The organism is Pseudomonas neuropathica, assembly GCF_015461835.1.
GTDB classification, from domain to species: domain Bacteria; phylum Pseudomonadota; class Gammaproteobacteria; order Pseudomonadales; family Pseudomonadaceae; genus Aquipseudomonas; species Aquipseudomonas neuropathica.
The window spans coordinates 112,124-130,699 of sequence record NZ_JACOPX010000004.1 but is presented as its reverse complement, the minus strand read 5'-3'; the positions used below and the strand labels follow the sequence as shown (position 1 = coordinate 130,699).

15 protein-coding genes and 1 pseudogene are annotated in these 18,576 nt (G+C 50.2%); 10 read left to right on the top strand and 6 right to left on the bottom strand.

The genetic code is table 11. The features are described 5' to 3' along the window. Window positions 1-73: 73 nt before the first annotated feature. A complete protein-coding gene (gene tam, locus H8F23_RS06350) occupies window positions 74-844 on the top strand; it encodes a trans-aconitate 2-methyltransferase (RefSeq protein WP_194933779.1) in 771 nt (256 codons plus the stop codon). Between the two features lie 203 nt (window positions 845-1,047). Here tam and H8F23_RS06345 read toward each other — a convergent pair whose 3' ends face one another. Continuing rightward, window positions 1,048-1,785 (bottom strand): class I SAM-dependent methyltransferase, encoded by a 738-nt coding sequence (locus tag H8F23_RS06345; RefSeq protein WP_194933778.1) that lies wholly within the window; start codon window positions 1,783-1,785, stop codon window positions 1,048-1,050. Window positions 1,786-2,350: 565 nt separating this feature from the next. Here H8F23_RS06345 and H8F23_RS06340 point away from each other — a divergent pair. Next, window positions 2,351-2,713, top strand: a complete 363-nt coding sequence (locus H8F23_RS06340) for a DUF6124 family protein (protein ID WP_194933777.1) — start codon at window positions 2,351-2,353, stop codon at window positions 2,711-2,713. A 227-nt stretch (window positions 2,714-2,940) separates the two neighbouring features. Here H8F23_RS06340 and H8F23_RS06335 read toward each other — a convergent pair whose 3' ends face one another. The 3 genes from H8F23_RS06335 to H8F23_RS06325 all read right to left on the bottom strand — a co-directional run bounded on the left by H8F23_RS06335 (window position 2,941) and on the right by H8F23_RS06325 (window position 5,773). Then, on the bottom strand, window positions 2,941-4,161 hold the full coding sequence (locus tag H8F23_RS06335) for an MFS transporter (RefSeq protein WP_194933946.1): 1,221 nt from the start codon (window positions 4,159-4,161) through the stop codon (window positions 2,941-2,943). Window positions 4,162-4,225: 64 nt separating this feature from the next. Beyond that, window positions 4,226-4,498 (bottom strand): hypothetical protein, encoded by a 273-nt coding sequence (locus tag H8F23_RS06330; RefSeq protein WP_034153121.1) that lies wholly within the window; start codon window positions 4,496-4,498, stop codon window positions 4,226-4,228. 48 nt (window positions 4,499-4,546) lie between these two features. Then, complete coding sequence (locus H8F23_RS06325; protein WP_194933776.1) at window positions 4,547-5,773, bottom strand: dTDP-4-dehydrorhamnose 3,5-epimerase family protein; 1,227 nt, start codon at window positions 5,771-5,773, stop codon at window positions 4,547-4,549. Between the two features lie 1,031 nt (window positions 5,774-6,804). Here H8F23_RS06325 and H8F23_RS29250 point away from each other — a divergent pair. The 4 genes and pseudogenes from H8F23_RS29250 to H8F23_RS06310 all read left to right on the top strand — a co-directional run. Continuing rightward, a pseudogene (locus H8F23_RS29250) lies at window positions 6,805-6,921 on the top strand (hypothetical protein); the annotation flags it as partial. A gap of 481 nt (window positions 6,922-7,402) precedes the next feature. Continuing rightward, window positions 7,403-8,335: a hypothetical protein gene (locus tag H8F23_RS06320; RefSeq protein ID WP_194933775.1), complete on the top strand. Its 933-nt coding sequence runs from the start codon at window positions 7,403-7,405 to the stop codon at window positions 8,333-8,335. 393 nt (window positions 8,336-8,728) lie between these two features. After that, window positions 8,729-10,084 (top strand): AAA family ATPase, encoded by a 1,356-nt coding sequence (locus tag H8F23_RS06315; RefSeq protein WP_194933774.1) that lies wholly within the window; start codon window positions 8,729-8,731, stop codon window positions 10,082-10,084. Then, window positions 10,077-10,802 carry an HNH endonuclease family protein gene (locus H8F23_RS06310; RefSeq protein WP_194933773.1) on the top strand — a complete coding sequence of 242 codons (726 nt, stop codon included), beginning with the start codon at window positions 10,077-10,079 and terminating at the stop codon, window positions 10,800-10,802. Before H8F23_RS06315 ends, H8F23_RS06310 begins: the two co-directional genes overlap by 8 nt. 159 nt (window positions 10,803-10,961) lie before the next feature. Here H8F23_RS06310 and H8F23_RS06305 read toward each other — a convergent pair whose 3' ends face one another. Beyond that, window positions 10,962-12,023 carry a hypothetical protein gene (locus H8F23_RS06305; protein WP_228759136.1) on the bottom strand — a complete coding sequence of 354 codons (1,062 nt, stop codon included), beginning with the start codon at window positions 12,021-12,023 and terminating at the stop codon, window positions 10,962-10,964. 304 nt (window positions 12,024-12,327) lie between these two features. Between H8F23_RS06305 and H8F23_RS06300 the strand changes: the two genes are divergently transcribed. Next, window positions 12,328-14,010 (top strand): hypothetical protein, encoded by a 1,683-nt coding sequence (locus H8F23_RS06300; RefSeq protein WP_194933772.1) that lies wholly within the window; start codon window positions 12,328-12,330, stop codon window positions 14,008-14,010. 125 nt (window positions 14,011-14,135) lie between these two features. Here the strand turns inward: H8F23_RS06300 and H8F23_RS06295 are convergent, their stop codons facing one another. Next, a complete protein-coding gene (locus H8F23_RS06295) occupies window positions 14,136-14,588 on the bottom strand; it encodes a hypothetical protein (RefSeq protein ID WP_194933771.1) in 453 nt (150 codons plus the stop codon). A gap of 279 nt (window positions 14,589-14,867) precedes the next feature. Here H8F23_RS06295 and H8F23_RS06290 point away from each other — a divergent pair, with 279 nt between their 5' ends. Genes H8F23_RS06290 through H8F23_RS06280 form a run of 3 tightly spaced genes read left to right on the top strand, consistent with a single transcriptional unit; the run spans window position 14,868 to window position 18,492 of the window. Next, complete coding sequence (locus tag H8F23_RS06290; RefSeq protein ID WP_194933770.1) at window positions 14,868-16,013, top strand: hypothetical protein; 1,146 nt, start codon at window positions 14,868-14,870, stop codon at window positions 16,011-16,013. Then, window positions 16,013-16,477: a three component ABC system middle component gene (locus H8F23_RS06285; RefSeq protein ID WP_194933769.1), complete on the top strand. Its 465-nt coding sequence runs from the start codon at window positions 16,013-16,015 to the stop codon at window positions 16,475-16,477. Before H8F23_RS06290 ends, H8F23_RS06285 begins: the two co-directional genes overlap by 1 nt. Next, on the top strand, window positions 16,474-18,492 hold the full coding sequence (locus H8F23_RS06280; RefSeq protein ID WP_194933768.1) for a DUF3732 domain-containing protein: 2,019 nt from the start codon (window positions 16,474-16,476) through the stop codon (window positions 18,490-18,492). The genes H8F23_RS06285 and H8F23_RS06280 overlap by 4 nt, the downstream gene beginning before the upstream one ends. Window positions 18,493-18,576: the final 84 nt, after the last annotated feature.

The following is an 18,576-nucleotide window of genomic DNA, read 5'->3' as shown; positions in this document are numbered from 1 at the left end:
TGGTAGGGCAGGCAGGCGCGCCAGATCGCGGTATCGTGACCAACCGCTGAAATGTCCCCGACAGGAGAACGCAATGAGTTGGTCCGCCAAACAATACGTCGCTTTCGAAGATGAACGCACCCGCCCGGCCCGCGATTTGCTGGCGGCGATTCCCACGGCTGAAGCGCGAACAGTGGTCGATATCGGTTGTGGTCCCGGTAACTCCACGGAATTGCTGGTACAGCGTTTTCACGGGGCGAAAGTCAGCGGGCTGGACAGTTCGGCGGACATGATCGATGCAGCTCGCAAGCGCTTGCCGGATTTGCGGTTCGACGTGGCGGAGATTGATAAGTGGGCGGATGAAGGCCCGTTCGATGTGATTTTCGCCAACGCCGTGCTGCAGTGGGTGCCGGATCACGCGACGTTGCTGCCGGCACTGGCAGGCAAACTGTCGGCCGGTGGCAGTCTGGCGATCCAGATGCCGGATAACCTCAATGAGCCCTCCCACCGTTTGATGCGTGAAGTCGCCGCGAATGGTCCGTGGGCGAGCAAGCTCAGCGACGCTGCGGGGCAGCGTACCGAGATGGCGAGTGCCAGCGATTATTTCTCGATGCTGCGGCCACACTGTGCGCGGGTCGATGTGTGGCGCACCACCTATCACCATCAGCTGCCAGGCGGGGCGGCGGGGGTGGTGGAGTGGTTCAAGGGCAGCGGGTTGATTCCGTTTTTGAATCCGCTGACCGAGACAGAAAAGGCGCAGTACCTGGAGCAGTATTTGGCGGAGGTTGGGAAGGCTTATCCGGCGTTGGCGGATGGTTCGGTGTTGTTGCCATTTCCACGGTTATTCATTGTCGCGACTCGCTGAAATAAATTGGGCCTGTTTTTCGGCTGGAGATTTTTGGTGCGCTTTAGGACGGGCCCCTCATCGGAACGCCGCCCGCCCAGCCCTCTCCCGAGGGAGAGGGAGCCGATGGCCGTTGCTTCAAAAACCTGAGTTCAGCTCGATATTTCAGGTCGGCGTAACCCTAGAGAACAACTTGGTCAGTCCCCTCTCCCTTTGGGAGAGGGTTAGGGTGAGGGCTTCTGCACCGCCACCAACATCATCATCGGCCGCTCCCGCTCTTCTGCCAGCGCCGGTTGCGCCGCCACTTCAGCATCGCTCGGCCCCCATTCATTGACATGTCGAATCGTGAACCCCGCATCAATCAACGAATTGAGCAATGTCCCCACCGTTCGATGCTGCTTGATCACACCCTCAGCCAGCCAGTTCGTAACCCGCTCACCCTCCCGCTGATAGCTGTCCAGCGGCCAACGCTTGTTGCCTTCAGCGTCAATCAACCAACCCGGATGACGCGGCGCCATAAAGATTGGATGCTCAATGGAAAACACAAAGTGCGAACCCGGTTTCAATGCCGCGTAGAGGTGAGCAAACAGCCTCGGCAAATCCTTGATGTAATGCAGCGCCAGTGAGCTGTAAGCCAGATCGAGACTGCAAGCGGGCAGATCGAGCTGTTCCAGATCGGCGCGCTCATAGCGAATATTCGCCGCCGTCGTGGTCTCCCGCGCCCGCTCCAGCATCTTCACCGAAACATCCAGGCCCAGAACGCTCGCCGCACCATTTTCAATCGCCCAACGGCTGAACCAGCCATAACCGCAGCCCAGATCCACCACGTTCAGGCCATGCATGGATGGCAGCAATGCCTGGATCGCCGGCCACTCGGGCGCAGCGTCGAGGCCGCCGATTGAGCGGTTCATCTGGCTGTAGCCCTGGAAGAATTCGGGATCGTCGTAAATGTTTTGCGTCATGGTGAAGTGCTCTTTTGAGTTCGATCGTCAGCGGCAACGTGGCCGCGATTGGAATCCCTCGAAAGTGATGGCGCGTATTCGTCGATGGCCGCGCAGGGGGAGGGTGGTGGGTGATGGGGAAATGCTAGTCGGTTGGGCGAGAGGTGAAAACCGGTGACGTGTTGTGGATCTGTAATGTCGGGAAAAGCGTCATGTGCTATCGCTGCATAAACGTATTCCGAGCGGGGTGTTTAAAGGTCTGCAGCGTTACTTCCTGAAGCCTACAAATCCTTGCGCCGTTGCCTACCGCTACGCCAGAATCCGCCGGCTTGTGCGCTTGGGAGGCGGTCGGTAACTTGGTTCGCGTCACTGATTTCCAGTGATCGGGTTTAGCAGCCACGCGTTTCCACCAAATCGTACGAGCGTCATTTAGCCAGGATCTCCTGTGCTTAATGGTGGCTGTGCGCATGGCACCCTCGGGTGCGCCGGGATTTTGGTGGATTCGCCCGGTCTGCTAACTTGCGTACAGCCGCCACCCTTTCGTGTAGCAGCGGAATGGTCGTAGCCCTATTTTGGAATACACCAAATGTTCAAAGTAACGCCCAATCCGCCGGAAACCGATCCGGCATCCCCCTACGAATCACCCAATTCAAAGAAATTCCACGAAGCCGCCGAACGCGCCCTCGACCACTACCTCAGCCCCACGGCCAGAATCATGGGTTCCACCCACGAACCCGAACCGATGTACCTCGCCAACCCGAAATACGACACCGAATCCCTGTTGGCCAACGCCAGCGAAACCCTCGGCTCGGCCACCACCCTGCTCAACAACTTCGCCGCACAACTCGACACCTCGCACCGCAAGACCGCGCTTGGCATTGCGCAGATTGTCATGTTGAGTGAGTTGGCGGTGAATAAGGCGCTGGATAACGCGGTGCCGGCGGGCTAATCACGAGTTCTCTCATAATTGGCGGTCACAAAAAACCGGTCGAAGACCGGTTTTTTTGTTGCCCAATTTACAGTTGTTTTTCTACCAGTTAACTAACGGGCGCAAACTTTCTTAAGGCGCTCGCAGCCATCAACTGGGCATGGGTGCCATCGAACCAGATGAAGCAAAGCTTCGGCTTTTAATCGATCGCAGGAATAATTCGATATTTATGACTCCCCGTATCCAGGTTAGGTAGTTGAGTTTAATAACCCGTTAAATTTTCGACTGGGAGTCCAGTTCAAGGCGCTGACTACAAGTAGCAGGAGCAAGCCTGAGTAAACCCAGTAAACCCCGATCTGATCGTACCCCCAGCCAGCAAGTAATATTCCCGTCAAACCGGCAAAGCGGCTTGTAAAATCGATAGCCCCATACCAACTTCCGATAATGTTTTTAGGGACTGACAACTGTATAGCGCTGGCCGTGGTACGAAAATACACCGTTGCTCCAAATTGAAAAGCAAACATGCCAGCCCCTACCAAAATTGCGTTGCCTCTGATGAGTAGTGTGGTTATTACCCCAGCTAGCATCACAAAATGCGCGATGAATATAATCATTTGGAGAAAATTTCCGCCACCATACCTTTTTGTGGTGACGCCTCCCAAGACGGCCCCTGCTGCACCAATGCTGTAAAGATAGCCAGTCTGATCAGGCGTAAATTCGTGAAAGTCGCGTAGGAGCGGAATCCACAGAAGCGCCAGGACACTTATAACTAACACGCACGCCGAGTAGGATCCAAGAAACGCGCGCCATTGCCGTGCCCGGAGTAGCGCTACTGTAGTACGGGACGCGCCGGTAATACTTTCTTGAAAGCGCTGCTTGAAGGATGAATGCTCGGGTTCAGCGCCTTCTAGCGGTCGAGATTGGTATCTAGAGACTAAGCTTAATGCCAACAGCAGGGCGACCAACATGAACGCGACCGATACTGTAAGTGATCTGGACAGTCCGATCTGTAGAATAGCAATTGCACCGATTGCCGGCCCAACAGACCGTGCAACGCCATTCATTGTCGCCAAAAAACCATTGATGCCGGGTATCTCTTCGCGCTCGAATAAAAAAGGCACCAGGGCAAACATTATCAGCCTGGAATACTGGTGTATCAGATCTACCAGAAATGCGAAGGTCCATACCCAGGCGACAGTGTTGGTATGGAAGGACAAAATGATTGTTGCTGCTGCAAATACAATGATGTTGATAATCTGAGTGGCGATGAATAATTTCCACTTGTTGAAGCGGTCAATGAATCCTGCACCCAGTAGCGTTACCAGTAGTTCTGCAATATAGCCAACCGCATAGGTGGTTGTTACAGCTGAAGTAGTGCCTGTTATCGAATAGGCAAGATTCGCGAATACCAGATCGTAAACTGCTTCGGAGAGCGCAATAAATACGCCCACCGAAGCGAAGATATACATTTTAGAGTTGTTAAGGTTCAGGTAGGTGCGCACGACTGTTTATCCGATCACGTAAATATTTTTGTTACGCGGCGATCACTTTTACTGTGTCTGGTAAAGTGGATTGAAACTCCGCCAAACTTGAAAATTCAGCTCTCGCGGTGAGAGTCTCAAGCGTTGACGCCATTTGGATTTTTCCTAGTAGGGTTCGCAGCGAGTCGGGGGTGTCCAGGTAAGGCATTAATGCGCTTTGAAATGCAGCCAAGGCCTGTTTATCTGTCTCAGAGGTTGCTGAGCTCATCATTGAGGTCAGCTCGGTTTTCCAGGAAACTGCTTTTGCTACGAGAACTTCTTCCATATTGAATCTCCTTCATGCATTGAAAAGCAATTGCGTGCGCACCCAAAATCAAATTCTATTAAATTGTTGCTGTTCAAACTGCGCCATCTTATAGACCACTTCGCCGGGGCATTTGAGAACGGGCAAGCTGAGGTTCGGATAGGCCTTGTTATTTGGTAAAGGAATCATGTCCTGTCCAAACATGGGCAAATCACCGCGTGGTTCGTTGATGTCTACAAAAACTTCATGCTCACAACGGATAATCATATCTTCGGCACAGCGGAAAAAGTAAGCGATACCCTGGTCAATCCAAAGGCTGATTCGCGGATCACAAATAACCTGTGAGGTATATTCTTTACCATAGGTCGGTGAGTTCTTGCGCAGGTCAATACAATCTATCTCAATCACCGACCCTTCGTTATTCAGAAAGGTGTAGATTTTTCTGGTTCGTGCATGCCAGTAGCGGCGTGCAATGCTAGATGCGTTCTCTTCCAGTATCAGTACATCTGCCACGCATGAATCGGTATTGGGTACAAGTGTGAACGATTGCTGCCCCGTCAGTGCATATCGATTTCTTTTGGCAATAACGCCAGGGCTGGTTACATTAGAAATCAGTTCAGCTAAATACCCTTCGTCATCTGACCATTGTTTAGGTTCGAGCATCACATAGGTCTCAGTGCCCGCAATGCTTACAGCAAATCTTGCAAGGTAAGCCTTGGGGTTTTCCAGCAAAGATTGAGATATTTTTGAAAGGAACGTGTGAGCTTCGTTTGGAAGACGTAACTTGTTGGGTCTGACGACAGGGAAGTCTTCCAGGCGAGTGTCTCTTGATACTGACACCAAGTCATTATCAATACTCCAAGCGGAGTTGTTTGTGTCTGAATACCAGACGGGCTCATCCCTTGTCACTACACGTTCCAGATTATCGAACGTATGTGCTACACCACGTGGAATGACAAGATGCCGTTTGAGGCTGGTGTTGAAACGGAGTCGAACTATTTGATGCAATGTTGGGCTTTCTTCCCTGCAATCAACAAAATAACCTTCGATTCTGCGCCTATCACCACCCATGAATGTCAATCGATCGTCTTGTCCGACATGTATGCCATAGGTCGAGTAATTGAAGTTGGCTTCATGCGTAACGAAGTCGGAAATCATTGGGCCTGCACTTGAAATCAGTTTGTGATTAAACAAGCTGGCCCCGCAGGGAATGCTCAGCGATTGATTGGCTTCGAACTTTAGCCCGCTGATTGAAAATTCAGATGTGTAGTCAGTATCTTCAATGTTTTTGAACATAGATCCCTCTTTCAATGCTTGCTTTTAGAGAAAGCAAATTGCCTGGGTCAGCCGTCAATGGGTGACCTGATTGTCCTTGGCATATGAAACAAAAACATCAGCGTTGCTTTGGCACTCACGGCGCCGTCGAATTGCATTGCTGTTAAAACAAAGGTAGGTCAATCAAAAAACTGATGTCAATAAAAAATCAGGGAAAATTTGACAATTTTTTATTTGCTCTCTTTTCGTGCATGGATGCAAAAATAGTGCGGGCATACGATCCACTATTCGTTCAGCCGAATATGGCTGAACTGGATGAGTATTTCTTTATCCGTTGCGCTGGGAGATCGAAGCCGTAAAGTTATATGCTGCTCAGCGCTCTCTAATGGTGCGCTGTTGGTTTCGTGGGTTGAAGACATAGAATGGTGTCCCACGCGTATTTAATTAACCAAAAAAATAACAACACTTCTTATCGTTGGAGGGACCGAAGCGTCAGAGGGAACCGGCGAATCTGCAATCAACGGTTTGTTGCCTGATGGTTCGGCGCTGCCCAAATGACCAACCTCAAATCTCAGACACAAAAAAACCGGCCCTGTAGGCCGGTTTTTGCTGTTCCTGCATCCCCCGTCAAAAACACACAACGTGAGACAAAAATTGAGTGGAGCGGGTAGAGGGAATCGAACCTTTATTGGACAAAAAGGCAGGCGAAGTGTGTAAGTGTGTGTGGGGCCCACCAAATGCCTGGCTACCGTTTACGGCATGGTGGATCTCCATCGGCCTTTACTCACCTAGTGAGTAACCGATTGAGATCTCCCCCATAAAAATTGCTATAGCTTGGGGCAGCTCACCAAGCTGCCGCCTGATTCCGACTCATCAGGTCTTAGCCGACTTCTATCAATCTCAAATGCTCATTCACTCCAATACCGCGTAGAAGATCCCTGCAAAGGCGGCAAAGATTGATCAGCTATGTCCTGCAGCTCACGAACTGGAATGCCAGCATCGATTTGCGGTCGACGACGCGAGCCTCACACTAGAGCAGGGTTCGCACGCAGTCTCCGATTAAGTTCAGTGAGTCGAAGTTCTTCGTTTCCATGAAGGCGGCATACGTTTTGATTGGCAACGGTCAGCGTCGGTGTATGGGGTTATCTACAATGCTGCGGGTCTTCTGATCCGTTGCCTTCAAATGCACTCATCTAGTCCTTATTCTGTACGTGTGAGCTCAGAGCGGAAATGGACAACACAAAAGCTTTACAGATCAGTAGGTTAATTTTTTTGTCCATTGTCCACTGTCCATTTTTTCCAACATCGGTGGACACCCTTCTCATCCTTCCAGTCCCGCAAGCTCCGCAAAGCACTCACATCCCTTTCAACCGAGCACCTGTATGTACTAATCACAGGCACTCCAACAAGCCCTCGTACGCCCAAAGCTTTCGTTACAGGAGTGCCCCACGACCCATCACATCTCCGCGATAGCCAACCGCATCACGTCCCTAAAGAACCCGCTCAGGCGATGCTTGTATACATCCGGCGCCAGTTTCGCATTCAGTCACCAAAGTCGAGGTGACATCATTGAGCTACTGCGGCAGACTTTCCTGGCGAGAATTTGGCCACCGCCATCGGCGGTATCATCTACATGGAATCGGAGTCGCTATGAATGGATTGAAGCCTCAGTTTTGGGAGCAGTGGGAACAGCTCTGTTGCTACCTCATGCAAGACATTGCAAGAAAGCATGGTCACTCGGTCAGCTACCGATCCTATGGCAGCCGGGGCCAAAGCCAATTCGGCATTGATTTGGTGCCCGTCAATTCGCCATTGCCTCTGGTAGGTCAGTGCAAGATGGTAGAGACCTCCTTCACTTGGAACGACGTGCTGGCTGAGGTCGCAAAAACTGACCTCTACCAAGGCGGGATCAAATGCTACGTATTGTTCACGACCGCTAATAGGCACACAACTATCCAGGATCAACAGAACAGCGGCACTGTCTATCATCACCAGCGGCCCGATGGTTCTACCTTCCCAGTGCATGTGAAGCACTGGGCAGACTACGAGGCGAGTGATCTCAGCGCCATTCCTGGCGATGTACTGCGCAATATCTTTCCGAATGCCTTTAATTTAGCGGCGATTGTTCAGCCAGCCTCTGCGGGCGATTACATTGCCTCGCTAAAGGCGCTGCAAAGCTATATTCCTTCTCGCATAACCTCGGCAGATCTGGCCTGGCTGGAGACGTATGACTTTAGCTGCGGTTCGATGCCTGAGCGCGCGTTCGATCCGTTCCAAAATTTGTACATGGATCTCCAGCGGGTAGAGGACGCTCTTCGGTTGGGGCTCACGGAGTGGTTGCACAGTGCTGGTTACCCTGAAATCCAGGCTACATTGCTGGCAGGAAAGGACTTTTACTTCGCTCTGAAGGAGTTCGTCCAGTCTGTGAGAGCTCAAATCGTAGGTGGGTTCGCACTGGACGGCTCGTCGATTCTCACTGTTGTCGATTTGAACGGCTGGCAGAAATTAGCACGCCAATTCGGAAGTAATGCTCAGTACCTAGCTCAGGTCTATCGCAGCGCGGTGCTAGGACAGCAAGGGTAAACCATTTCTACACTAATGATCCTTCCAAAAGCGCAAGCCTAACCAAGGCGTGCGCTTTTGGTTTATCTGGTGAGTGCAGCTGCCTCTAACTAGAGGCGTGAATCGCCTCTGTTGTCCTAGACACCTCTGTGCCTTAGAGCGAGGCACACTAGGCAGTGCCATGAGCGATTTCCGTTACCTTGAATTTCAAATCCAATCGGTCAATCAGGTGGCCGAAAAGAAGATACCTGTCGCTGAGGTTGCAGCACGCGTTGGTGTGTCTGCGCATAGACCCCATGCTCAGGTGAGATGCTGTAAGAATCCGGGGCGATTCAGCTACAGGTTGGCGGGTGCCCAGAATGCTCTTAAATTAGTGCCTTAATTGCGTAAAATTAGAAAAAGGAATTCAGCTGAATGATTAATTATATCAAGTTTCAGGATTGGGGTGAGCTTTGGAGAATTATACCATTTGTGGCGGATGAGGAATTAATAGATCAGAGCGGATTTAGAAGCACCATCGTTACTGGGCAAAATGGATCCTATAAAAGCACGATGCTGAGGGAGTTGGTCGCGGGTGTGATTGCTCCTAAATCTACGTCGGCCATGGTAAATGTACGTGATGGCTTGAGCATGAAGCACGTCATTTGCGCCTCAGGTTCCGTTGCCGATAGGTTTCCTTCGAAGGAAAAGGCGGGTGGCGGCAGCACCGAGTTTGCGACAGAGCAATATGCTTACATTGGGCAAAGGGTTGGGGCGAATCTGCTCAGCAAGAAAAGACCCTTTGAGACGATGCTAATATTTGCTTTGGATGGAAGCAAGTCCGAGCGCTATGAGTGGCCGTTTTATAAGATAGCGCATGAGTTTGCTAATATTGTTCCGGAGCTGGAGATTTCAGTTTATGTGAACAAAGATAAAATCAATCGGACTACGAAGGTTCCTTCAAGGTTAGAACAGGGTGTTTCAGTCGAGACATTGAGGCGCTCATTGGATCTTGATGGTTTTAAAGTTTCGCGATATTTTCCGGAGAGTGTGGCTGTTAATGTTTTAAATGAATTTGACGAGCGCGTATTTAAGGATTTCTCCGAATTCATGCGCTCTTCCAAGTCTAAATTTGTTTTAAATATGGGTGGTGATGGTATACGATGTAAGGCTGCGTCTAATGATGTGATTCGACTAGGCTTTATGCTTGATGTTTTTTCGCTTCGTGATGTGACGGTTCAGAGAGTAGGTAGCCAGCAGCCTTTCTCCATATTTGAGTTGAGCTCTGGTGAGTATCATATGTATACGAATCTAATGGGGCTTGGCTTTGGCGTGGAGGAAGGTTCGCTGATGCTTTTGGATGAGCCCGATAATAGCCTTCACCCACAGTGGCAGCGAGATTTCATGGCTGCAGTCCATGGGATCTGCCAAGTAGGGATGAGGTCTGGGCATTTGATTGTGTGCACCCATTCTCCGCTTATTGTCGGTGCCGCGCTGGAGGGTAGCACGATTGTGGACTTGTCAAATGATGAGCCCATCGTCAGCGTAGCTCCATTTGGCGCCTCATCTGACGACATTCTTTTGGAGCAGTTCGGGATAACTTCCAGCCGAAATCGGGTCGTAGTGGATGTGGTTCAGCGTGCGGTGTCTATTATAGAAAGAGATGGGTTTGAACATCCAGATTTGCTCGCCTTGACCGATGAGTTGGTGTCTATTAAGTCGGCTCTTAAACCCGAAGACCCGCTCGTTGAAGTGATCGAGGCGATTCTTGGAGCATCTGGAGATGATTAATGTTGGTTTTGAACGGATTCATCCCATCCCGGTTCTGCCCGATGGTATTGTGGTCGCAGACCTGCTAGGTCTTGATTGGGACAGTAAGGGGAACGCAATTAAGGCATTTAAGGGGGCCTTGAAGCCATTATTGCGCAAGGCGCAAAAGGCAAAATGTAGTCTCTGCCGGCGTATGCTTTACGATGATTATGCCGTCCATCTAGAGCATTTCATCGAAAAAAATATACATGGCGATTACACGTTCGAGGTGAGAAATTTATCTTTGTCCTGCGGCACGTGCAATTCAAAGAAGCAAGGGTACAACAAAACTTTAAATGGTTTGATTGGAAAGCGTGCAAAACGCAAGGCTTTAGTAGCTGAGAAACACTGTCCTGCGCTTGCCGTCAAGATTCCTGCAAATGCACCATTACCCACTACGCCTGAAAGCTATCGTTGGGTTCATCCTTACTTTGATCAGTACTCTGATAACATCGAGATCCAGAAGGGTTGGATCTTTATTGGTAAGTCCAGGAAGGGGATCAGGACTATACGCTCAGTGAAGCTTAATGCCTTAGCTCAGATTGAGCGCAGGGCCCTCATGGAGCGGTTGGAGGCACGGCCTGGTCGGTTATCGATGCTGGTGGGGGCAAGTGCCGAATTGAACAATCACCGAGCGGGCCACATTTTACAACTGGTAGCCAAGAAACTGTGGAAACGCCGAGAGGCCTCCGGCGTTTAATAGGCCGGCTTCGGTTTGCGATCATCCATCGCTAGATGTAACTGGGTCATGGTCATGGTCAAGCTCAAGAGGGCGGCGCTCGTGCCGGCCTGTCATGGCGCCATCATCAGAAGAGGGGAGGGCTAGCCTTCCCCTGAACTCGTCCGTCCTAAGGCTCGATTAGACCGCCTGCATGCACTCCACAACAGGTTTGGCCAGCAAGCGCTTGCAGATGGAGGCAAAATCCAAGCCTTGCTGTTTAAGATGCTCGGCGGCTTCAGCCTGCCAGACCAGGTCACCCTGTTCGAAGAAGGTTGTCCGCAGTTGCCTGATCACCTGCAATGCGTCGGCGGCAAAGGCCCTGAAGTCTTCGAGCCACCAGTAAAGCAGCCCCGCAGCGTGGACTGTAGCGGCGGCGCTAATCTTGGTTGCCGGCGTAACGAGTACCGTTTGGAATTCGCACTCTGCGGACTCGGCCACGTTTGCTCTCATCCAGTCTGGATGTGATGTGGCTTGGCGAGCCTTGGTGACGCTCAGCGTACCATCGACGGTGTTCACGTAGTCCTCGAACACGATGCACCGCCCACCCGAGATCCACCAAGGATCTGGAGAACCTTCGCTTTCGACTTTGCCTGCATTAAAGCCCAATAGCGATCCAAGATCCTTCTGAGCACGCTCGAAGGTCTCATGGTGCCGCAGCCCTTGAAGGATCGACTGCTCCAGCTTTGCGAAATCGCGGTCATGGGTGGGCCCCAACCGTGTCAGTTCTGCTCCCACGCGCTCCACCTGCTGTTGCAACGCGAGGTCATCAGCCTGGGCTGTTACAGCTTCGCCGACCTCTTTGCGCGCAAAGGCTGTGAGCCAGGGAATATTGGGAGCGCAGCCGTGGGCATCTTTGAGGTACTGTCGGGATTTTGCAGCCATGGCGGCATTGCCGCGCTGAGCCGCGAGATGACACGCGGAACCCGCCAGGTAATTCCAGAGCGCCCGATAGCCCGGCAGATCGGATGCTGTCAGCTTTCCCAGGACGCGATCGGCAGCAGCTACAGCGTTGTCATAGTCATGTCGCCAGAGCGCCGTCTGGTAGTCAATCTCTGCCCCGACCGCTTGAGACAGTTCGTTGATGGCAGGTAGGAATTTCTGGTGAGCACGATCTCGCTCGTCCAGGATCTGTCGGTTGACGTACTCCCAGTCTCGATCGTTCTCCAAAAAGGTTTCGAAGTTCTCTACCAAATCGGCCAACTCGGTGTCTTTTGATTGACTGGCATTTTAGATCAGACTTGGGTGATGGATCGCTGAGGGGAGCTGAAATCAGAGCAAACCTTGGTGATTGAAACGTCGCCTTACAAGTATGCTGGTAACCTCTGGTCTCCACGGCATCCGCGCGCGCCAGTCTGGTTTTCAGTAAAGGGTCTCCCCCAAGCTTTGGGCTTGGAATAGGCCAGTCCACGCCCTTTGCCCAATTGAGGATAATAGAGAATAAGGCAAAGCAGCTGAGCGTTTGTAATGGAGCGATTTCCCGGCATTGTTCTGGAAAGAGAGGAGGATGGATATGTTAGGCGCTAAATCCAAGCAGAAAAAAGCAGGCGAAGCTTCCGAGGAGGTCGCCCACGAACGTCACGATTTTCTTCAGTCAACTGTGCAACGCTTGCGAGATCGCGCCGGCAACGTCTGTTCATTTCCTGATTGCCATGTACACACGCACGGCTCAGCTTTCACCGGTGAAAAGGCTGTGGGAGTCGGGGTAGCTTGCCATATCAAAGCGGCTGCGCCTGGCGGCCCAAGGTACGACCCCAAACAGACAAAGGACGAGCGTCGTCACTTGGACAACGGCATTTGGATGTGTCAAACGCATTCGAAGTTGGTAGACGCTGACGATTCGGCTTTCAGCGTCGAGGCGTTACGAGTTTGGAAGCAAAAAGCGGAAGAAAGATCAAACGGCCTCATCAACCAGAAGAGCTTCACTGAAAGTGAAGTGAGAGCTGCGGTAGAAGAGGGGACAGTCTCGGTTTTGCAGCGCTGGGTGAACAGATCCGACGACCCTTTCGATACGCCCATAGCCGAGATCATGAAAGGCTATGAAACTGGATTGGAAAAGCTTGATTCCCGATTCAATGTCCAGGTTGATAGAGTGGGCGGCCAGTGCCATCACATCATCAGCGCTGCGCAGGACAATGTCAGCCTGCAACTCATCCTACGCGATCTGGATCAGCTGGAGGGCTTCTGGGAGGCGGAAAGAGCGTTCTTTGAAGAAGGCAGGGAGCTGCAGATTCCTGGAGCTCATTTTAAGATTGAAGGCTCCAAGCTGTTCGATGCCATCCATGAAAGAACCAATCAATTAGGGCTGGGTGTGGTCACGATGGGAGCACCAAAGCGCGCGCTGACCGCCAACCTCTACGTCCGTACTCCCGATGGCGAATGGGCTATTGATACGTTCACGTGCCATTACACCTCCGGCAGTCTTCGTACGGTTTTCAGCGGCACTGCATTGGGCGGCTTTTTTGGGATCAAGGCGTCATTCGCCCATGATGGCCTAACCACGAAATTCGATCTGACATTCAACTTAGACGCGTGGCGTGACCACAACATCCTTGAACTGCCAGGTTTTTCACGATTGGCAAGAGCTGCACGATATTTAGGAAAGGGGCGTTTGGTCGTGGAGATTGAGGTTGGCAATAACGTTGCATCCTTTGACACCAAATCCAGTCCTATCAATGAGGAGTATCACGCTCAGCTGCGTTGGATGATTGAGTATCTGGATTTCACCCGCAAGGTAGCAGAGCAATGTAGTGAGCCTGTCATCCTGAAAACTTTCGATTTTGACAATGAGGTGTACTCAGCACTTCGAAAATACGCAAGGTTGCTCGCAGGAACGGTGGCTACGACTCGTAAGGCCGGGTGGTTGTGCAGTGGTGAGTTCACCTATCACGAAGGGTTCGACCTCTCTAGTTTCGATTCTTCAGATGTACCGCAAGTGATCCGGCTTGCTCAGAGAGATAGCATGACCTTCGATCTGTTTGGTCAGGTGGTTACTGCCCCAAGAGTCGAGACGATCTATACCGAAGTCGAGTTCACCCTACACAGTGATCTGGATGCTCGCGACAGGCCCAAGATCAATCTGTACACAACTGAAAAAACGACAATAACGACGTTACTTCGGGAGGAAGACTCGTGGGTTGTTCTGAGAGACACAAGAGTTCTTGATGAGCCGCTACCGCTGAGAAGTTGAGAGAAGCGAACCTGATCTTTCGATAGGAAATAATTGAGTCGTTCGACGGGGGAATTTGTGAGTTGGTTGTCAATTATGGCCGCCTCGCTAACAGTTGGCATGCGTGATGTCCGGTTTTTCTGGGCCTAAAAGATTTCCATCGCTTCTCGCCAGGCCCTTTCAAACAACTCCGAAACTGTTCTCTCGTAGATTTCGGATGAGTGAAATCCGACACCTGAGTCGATCCTGTGCTTTTTCCCAAAGTCAGCGCTCATGATCCAAACAGTCTCTGGTGCAACCATCAATGCTTTGGCTCCGAGGTCATGGTGGAGAGCAATTCGAACCTCGGGGAGCGTGAGCTTTATGTGTTCCGCTGCTGCTCGGGCATTAACGTGTGTGACGATATAAATGTCGCGTGGTCGCTTGCTCAGTACTTCGATAACGTAAGCGGGATCCGGAAGCTCACTGGTCAGTATGCTCACCCGTCCTTTGGCCTTTGCGAGCTGGCTGAGTCGCGTTGACCAAGTGCTCGCGTTAAACGACATCTTGGCGTCCTGACATTCGAATTTAAAACCACCATTGTCTGTTTTGAAAGCCATCTGTCCCCTCGCTGATTTTTGTGGATGCAACCTTTCGCCATTAGGCTATACCGCAAAATAAGGCGTTTTGCCAACAAAATGCCATCACGCTACAATCCGAAATCTATCGCCGCGAAGTGCTGTTTATATAACCAGTGTTTGTGGCTTGGCTTTTCGAGGTACACGATGATGTACCGGAATCGATTTTTCCAATTGCGGTAGCGGATTTGCCAGGATGGCCGACTTTTTTCCTCGCGAATAGCCTCCTACCGCACGGTGAAGCAATAAGCGGAGAATGTTGTGGCAAAGCTCGCCAATGATGCAACTAGACTGCTCGAAGCAATAGGCTATCAGTTGATAGTTACTCTGGAGTATTGTCATGACTTGGTCGAAGGGCAGACTCTTTGGCTTGAGGTATTCGGCGATGTTACTGTCAGTGGAAGCGTTCAGGTCGAAGTAAAAAACTTCGTGGAAGACCTCACTGATGGACACATCAATTTTTGGAATACTTTGAAAAACTGGATGTCGCCGAAGTTTAAGCAAGATAAATATTCCGAGCTTATTCTGCTGACAACACAAGCATATGGAGCAACCGCTGAACTTCGTCATTGGAACCAGTTGACTGTAGGGGAACGCCTGAATTTTCTTGAAAATGTCCTGACTTATAGCGAGGCGCGCTTGGCTGCGTCCGCCAATAAGCCATCGAAAGCTGTGCAAACGCAGAGGTTTGTAATGGCAGATGAGAGGCGTAGTGTCTTATTGGATATTATTGAAAAGGTGAAGATTGTATCAGGCGAGCCAGGTCTTGATGTTCGTGCCGAGGAGGCAAAAAGTCGTTATGGAAAAGGACTTGATCCGTCGAAGCGGGGAGACTACTTTGAAGCACTATTGGGGTATCTTATTGAGCCATGTTTGTCAAAAGATGGTTGGAAAGTCACCTACGAAGATTTTGATTTAAAAATCGCCACCTTGTTCTCCCGCTACGCAAGAAACTCACGAAAATTCCCTGTCGTTGAAAAGTCTCTGTTTGACAATGTTGATGTGTCCGACTATGCGAGTCGACTATTTGTCAAAAAGCTGCATGAGATTGAATACGCCGAAATTGTGCCCACCGCCATTTTGGAACATATGTTGACGGTTCACACCATCAGCAGCGAGTTCAAACGCTTCACGGTAGAGAAGGTTGACGTCGATAACTACAAACTAGATCAGCTGAAAAGGCACAGAAGTATCAGGTCGGCGCAATTAAAAATGTGCTCTCGAAAACCTGAGAAAGACTGGTGTTTTGAGTCGCAAATCTTCTTCGACACGCGTCGTGGTGAGGTTGTAGATGGTATGCCTGCCTTTGACAATACTTCTGTGGATTTTCGAAATGGAATTTGGCATATGCTCGCTGATGACGAAGATGAAGAGAATGATGAAAAGCTGCACTGGAGGCTTTGGTAATGGCGCTTACGACAACTGACCACATTCATACGTTGCATCGTAGTCCTTTGATCATGGCACCGATTCTTCATGCTTTTTACAGCGAACTAAAGGTTACCCAAAAAAACATCCTGTTTAGCTATCTCGTTCTTCCCTTGGTTTTGCATGACGCCACAGCATCTTATCTCCATCGTATTAGCGAGCGGAACACTTGGCGAACTATGATTTCCGACAAAACGCGAATCGCGGGTGTGCACAAACGGATTCATTCTCTGAGGGAAATTACTAACACTACGCTGATGAGTTTGGTGAGTGCAGGGTACTTGACTGTGGATGAGGAGATGGTTGTCAGGGCCACCAAGAAGACGTTTCCTCCGCTACAGGGGCTGGCGCAGAAAGTGACGTCCGCTCGCAATCTTGCAAAGCTTCTTGAGGATCGAGAGGCACCGCGTGTATACAAGTCGTTAGGGATCATCCAATTATGAAATGTTTTGTCAAGTCTGTTGGTGTTATCGATAGGGATAATGAGATTCACCAGGTTACATTTAAACCAGGGTTGAATGTCATTACCGGAAAGTCGTCGATGGGCAAAAGCGCCATCATCGAAATTTTTGACTTTTGCTTCGGAAATGGCGACGACACAATTCCTAAAGGCGTAATCACTGCTCGATCCAAGATATATTTTACTATTCTGGAGTTTGAAGAGGAGCTTCTTCTTCTAGCACGCGACCAAGTTGTCGATCGACTCTTCATTGGTGAGGTGAGCGGATCGTTGGAGGAGATTTTTTTAAATATGAAGAATACTAAGAAATTCTTCTCTCCCAGCTTGTTCTTACCTTTACGTGATTTCAAAAAAGAATTGGGCCGTTATTTCGCGGTGACAATGACCGACATTGATGAGGATCTCAGTCCCCGAGAGTACGGGAAGTCGAAGAGTTCGACCCCTTCAATTAGAAGTTTCGCATCGTATATGCTTCAGCATCAAAATTTGGTGGCGAATAAACACGCACTGTTCTATCGCTTCGATGAGAAGGAAAAGCGTGATCAGGCGATCGAACATTTAAAGATTTTTATGAATTTTGTTGATCAACAGTATTTCTGGTTGTCGCAGGAAAGTAACCAGCTCAGAGCAGAAATGAAAAAAATAGAAGCTCAGATACCCAAGACCAAGGAGGAAAAAGCCCGGTTCATTAAAAGGGTTGATGAACTGCTCGCTGAATATAAGACTATTAGTGGCACTGACCTCATTGCATTGACGGGCGATCAGATCGCCGGCAGCGTAAAAACCTCTTTCAAGCGAATCAGGGATGCTAATGTTCGAATCGATAGTATCGCTGACACTTACACTGAGCGTAAAAAAATTCTGGAAGATGAGCGCTCTAGGCAGACTGTCGTGGTTCGTGAGTTGCAGGATAAGCTCCACGCTGTAAAATCTTCAATTAGCCTCACGGAAGACTTCGCCAAAGATATCAGCGAGATTCCTGTTCCCGAATACGCAGAAGTAAGCAACTCGCAATGTCCATTTTGCGCTGCACCTAGTGAGCACGTCGAGAATGAGGCAAATAAACTGACGGCTGCCATCGGATGGATGAACAGGGAGCTGAAGACCACCTCTTACGCTCGCGAAAGTTTCCGAGAAGAGGAAAGCAAGCTGGCGAAGTCGCTTGAAAAACAGAAAGAGATCCTTTCTGGCATCCAGGCTAAAATTACGCAGCTCGTAAAACAAGTTGAAGACTTGAAGAAAAGCAAAACAGTTGACGAGATTGCACTTCGTATCAAACATCGTCTTGAGGGCGTCATTGAAGACTACATTAATAAGCAAAAATCGGAATTTGAAGGTACTCTCCAGCACATCAGATCTAGGATTGCCGAAATTAAGCCTCTTTTGGATGCTTACGACGTCCCTAGAAAAATGAGCGATCTGAGTGATCTAATTAACAGTGAAATGGCGCGGATTGGCGCAGGTTTTGACTTTGAGGAAGCCTACCAGCCGATAAATTTAAAATTTGATCTTCACACCTTCGACCTATGGCATGAGAGTTCAACCATGGGCAACGTTTATCTGCGCTCGATGGGTAGTGGGGCGAATTGGCTCTATTCCCATTTGACGTTGTTCCTCGCGTTGCATTCTGTGTTCGCACTCAAGCATGAGGAAGGGTGCAAGATTCCGCCCATTTTGTTTTTCGATCAGCCCACGCAGGTCTACTTCCCCTCCAAGATTGATCATGGCCAGTCCTTTGATGCAAAAGCTTTGGCCGAGCTCACAGCCAGTACTGATCGACTGGATGATGACTTAAGATCGGTGACTAACATGTTCAATAAGCTTGTGGAGTTTTGTGAGCAAACCCAAAATACCACGGGAATCATGCCGCAGATCATCGTGACCGATCACGCGGATGATTTGACACTGAAAGGTGAGGCTAACTTCCAATCGTTCGTGCGTGCAACTTGGAGAAAACGAGGCTTTATTGCAGAGCGTCCAGCGGACGCGATTGCTTGATGTGCGTCGTGCCTATTCCCACACTGGGAGTAGGTGCTGCGCGTTTAGGCTAAATTTTTGGGTATCTTCAAAACCCTCTTTGAG

Excerpts from the sequence above, each read along its gene's own strand:
- H8F23_RS06340 (WP_194933777.1), top strand. The coding sequence starts at position 2,351 with ATGTTCAAAGTAACGCCCAATCCGCCGGAAACCGATCCGGCATCCCCC.
- H8F23_RS06310 (WP_194933773.1), top strand. The coding sequence starts at position 10,077 with ATGATTAATGTTGGTTTTGAACGGATTCATCCCATCCCGGTTCTGCCC.
- H8F23_RS06345 (WP_194933778.1), bottom strand. The coding sequence starts at position 1,785 with ATGACGCAAAACATTTACGACGATCCCGAATTCTTCCAGGGCTACAGC.
- tam (WP_194933779.1), top strand. The coding sequence starts at position 74 with ATGAGTTGGTCCGCCAAACAATACGTCGCTTTCGAAGATGAACGCACC.
- H8F23_RS06300 (WP_194933772.1), top strand. The coding sequence starts at position 12,328 with ATGGATATGTTAGGCGCTAAATCCAAGCAGAAAAAAGCAGGCGAAGCT.
- H8F23_RS06285 (WP_194933769.1), top strand. The coding sequence starts at position 16,013 with ATGGCGCTTACGACAACTGACCACATTCATACGTTGCATCGTAGTCCT.
- H8F23_RS06295 (WP_194933771.1), bottom strand. The coding sequence starts at position 14,588 with ATGGCTTTCAAAACAGACAATGGTGGTTTTAAATTCGAATGTCAGGAC.
- H8F23_RS06330 (WP_034153121.1), bottom strand. The coding sequence starts at position 4,498 with ATGGAAGAAGTTCTCGTAGCAAAAGCAGTTTCCTGGAAAACCGAGCTG.
- H8F23_RS06320 (WP_194933775.1), top strand. The coding sequence starts at position 7,403 with ATGAATGGATTGAAGCCTCAGTTTTGGGAGCAGTGGGAACAGCTCTGT.
- H8F23_RS06315 (WP_194933774.1), top strand. The coding sequence starts at position 8,729 with ATGATTAATTATATCAAGTTTCAGGATTGGGGTGAGCTTTGGAGAATT.
- H8F23_RS06280 (WP_194933768.1), top strand. The coding sequence starts at position 16,474 with ATGAAATGTTTTGTCAAGTCTGTTGGTGTTATCGATAGGGATAATGAG.
- H8F23_RS06335 (WP_194933946.1), bottom strand. The coding sequence starts at position 4,161 with ATGTATATCTTCGCTTCGGTGGGCGTATTTATTGCGCTCTCCGAAGCA.
- H8F23_RS06325 (WP_194933776.1), bottom strand. The coding sequence starts at position 5,773 with ATGTTCAAAAACATTGAAGATACTGACTACACATCTGAATTTTCAATC.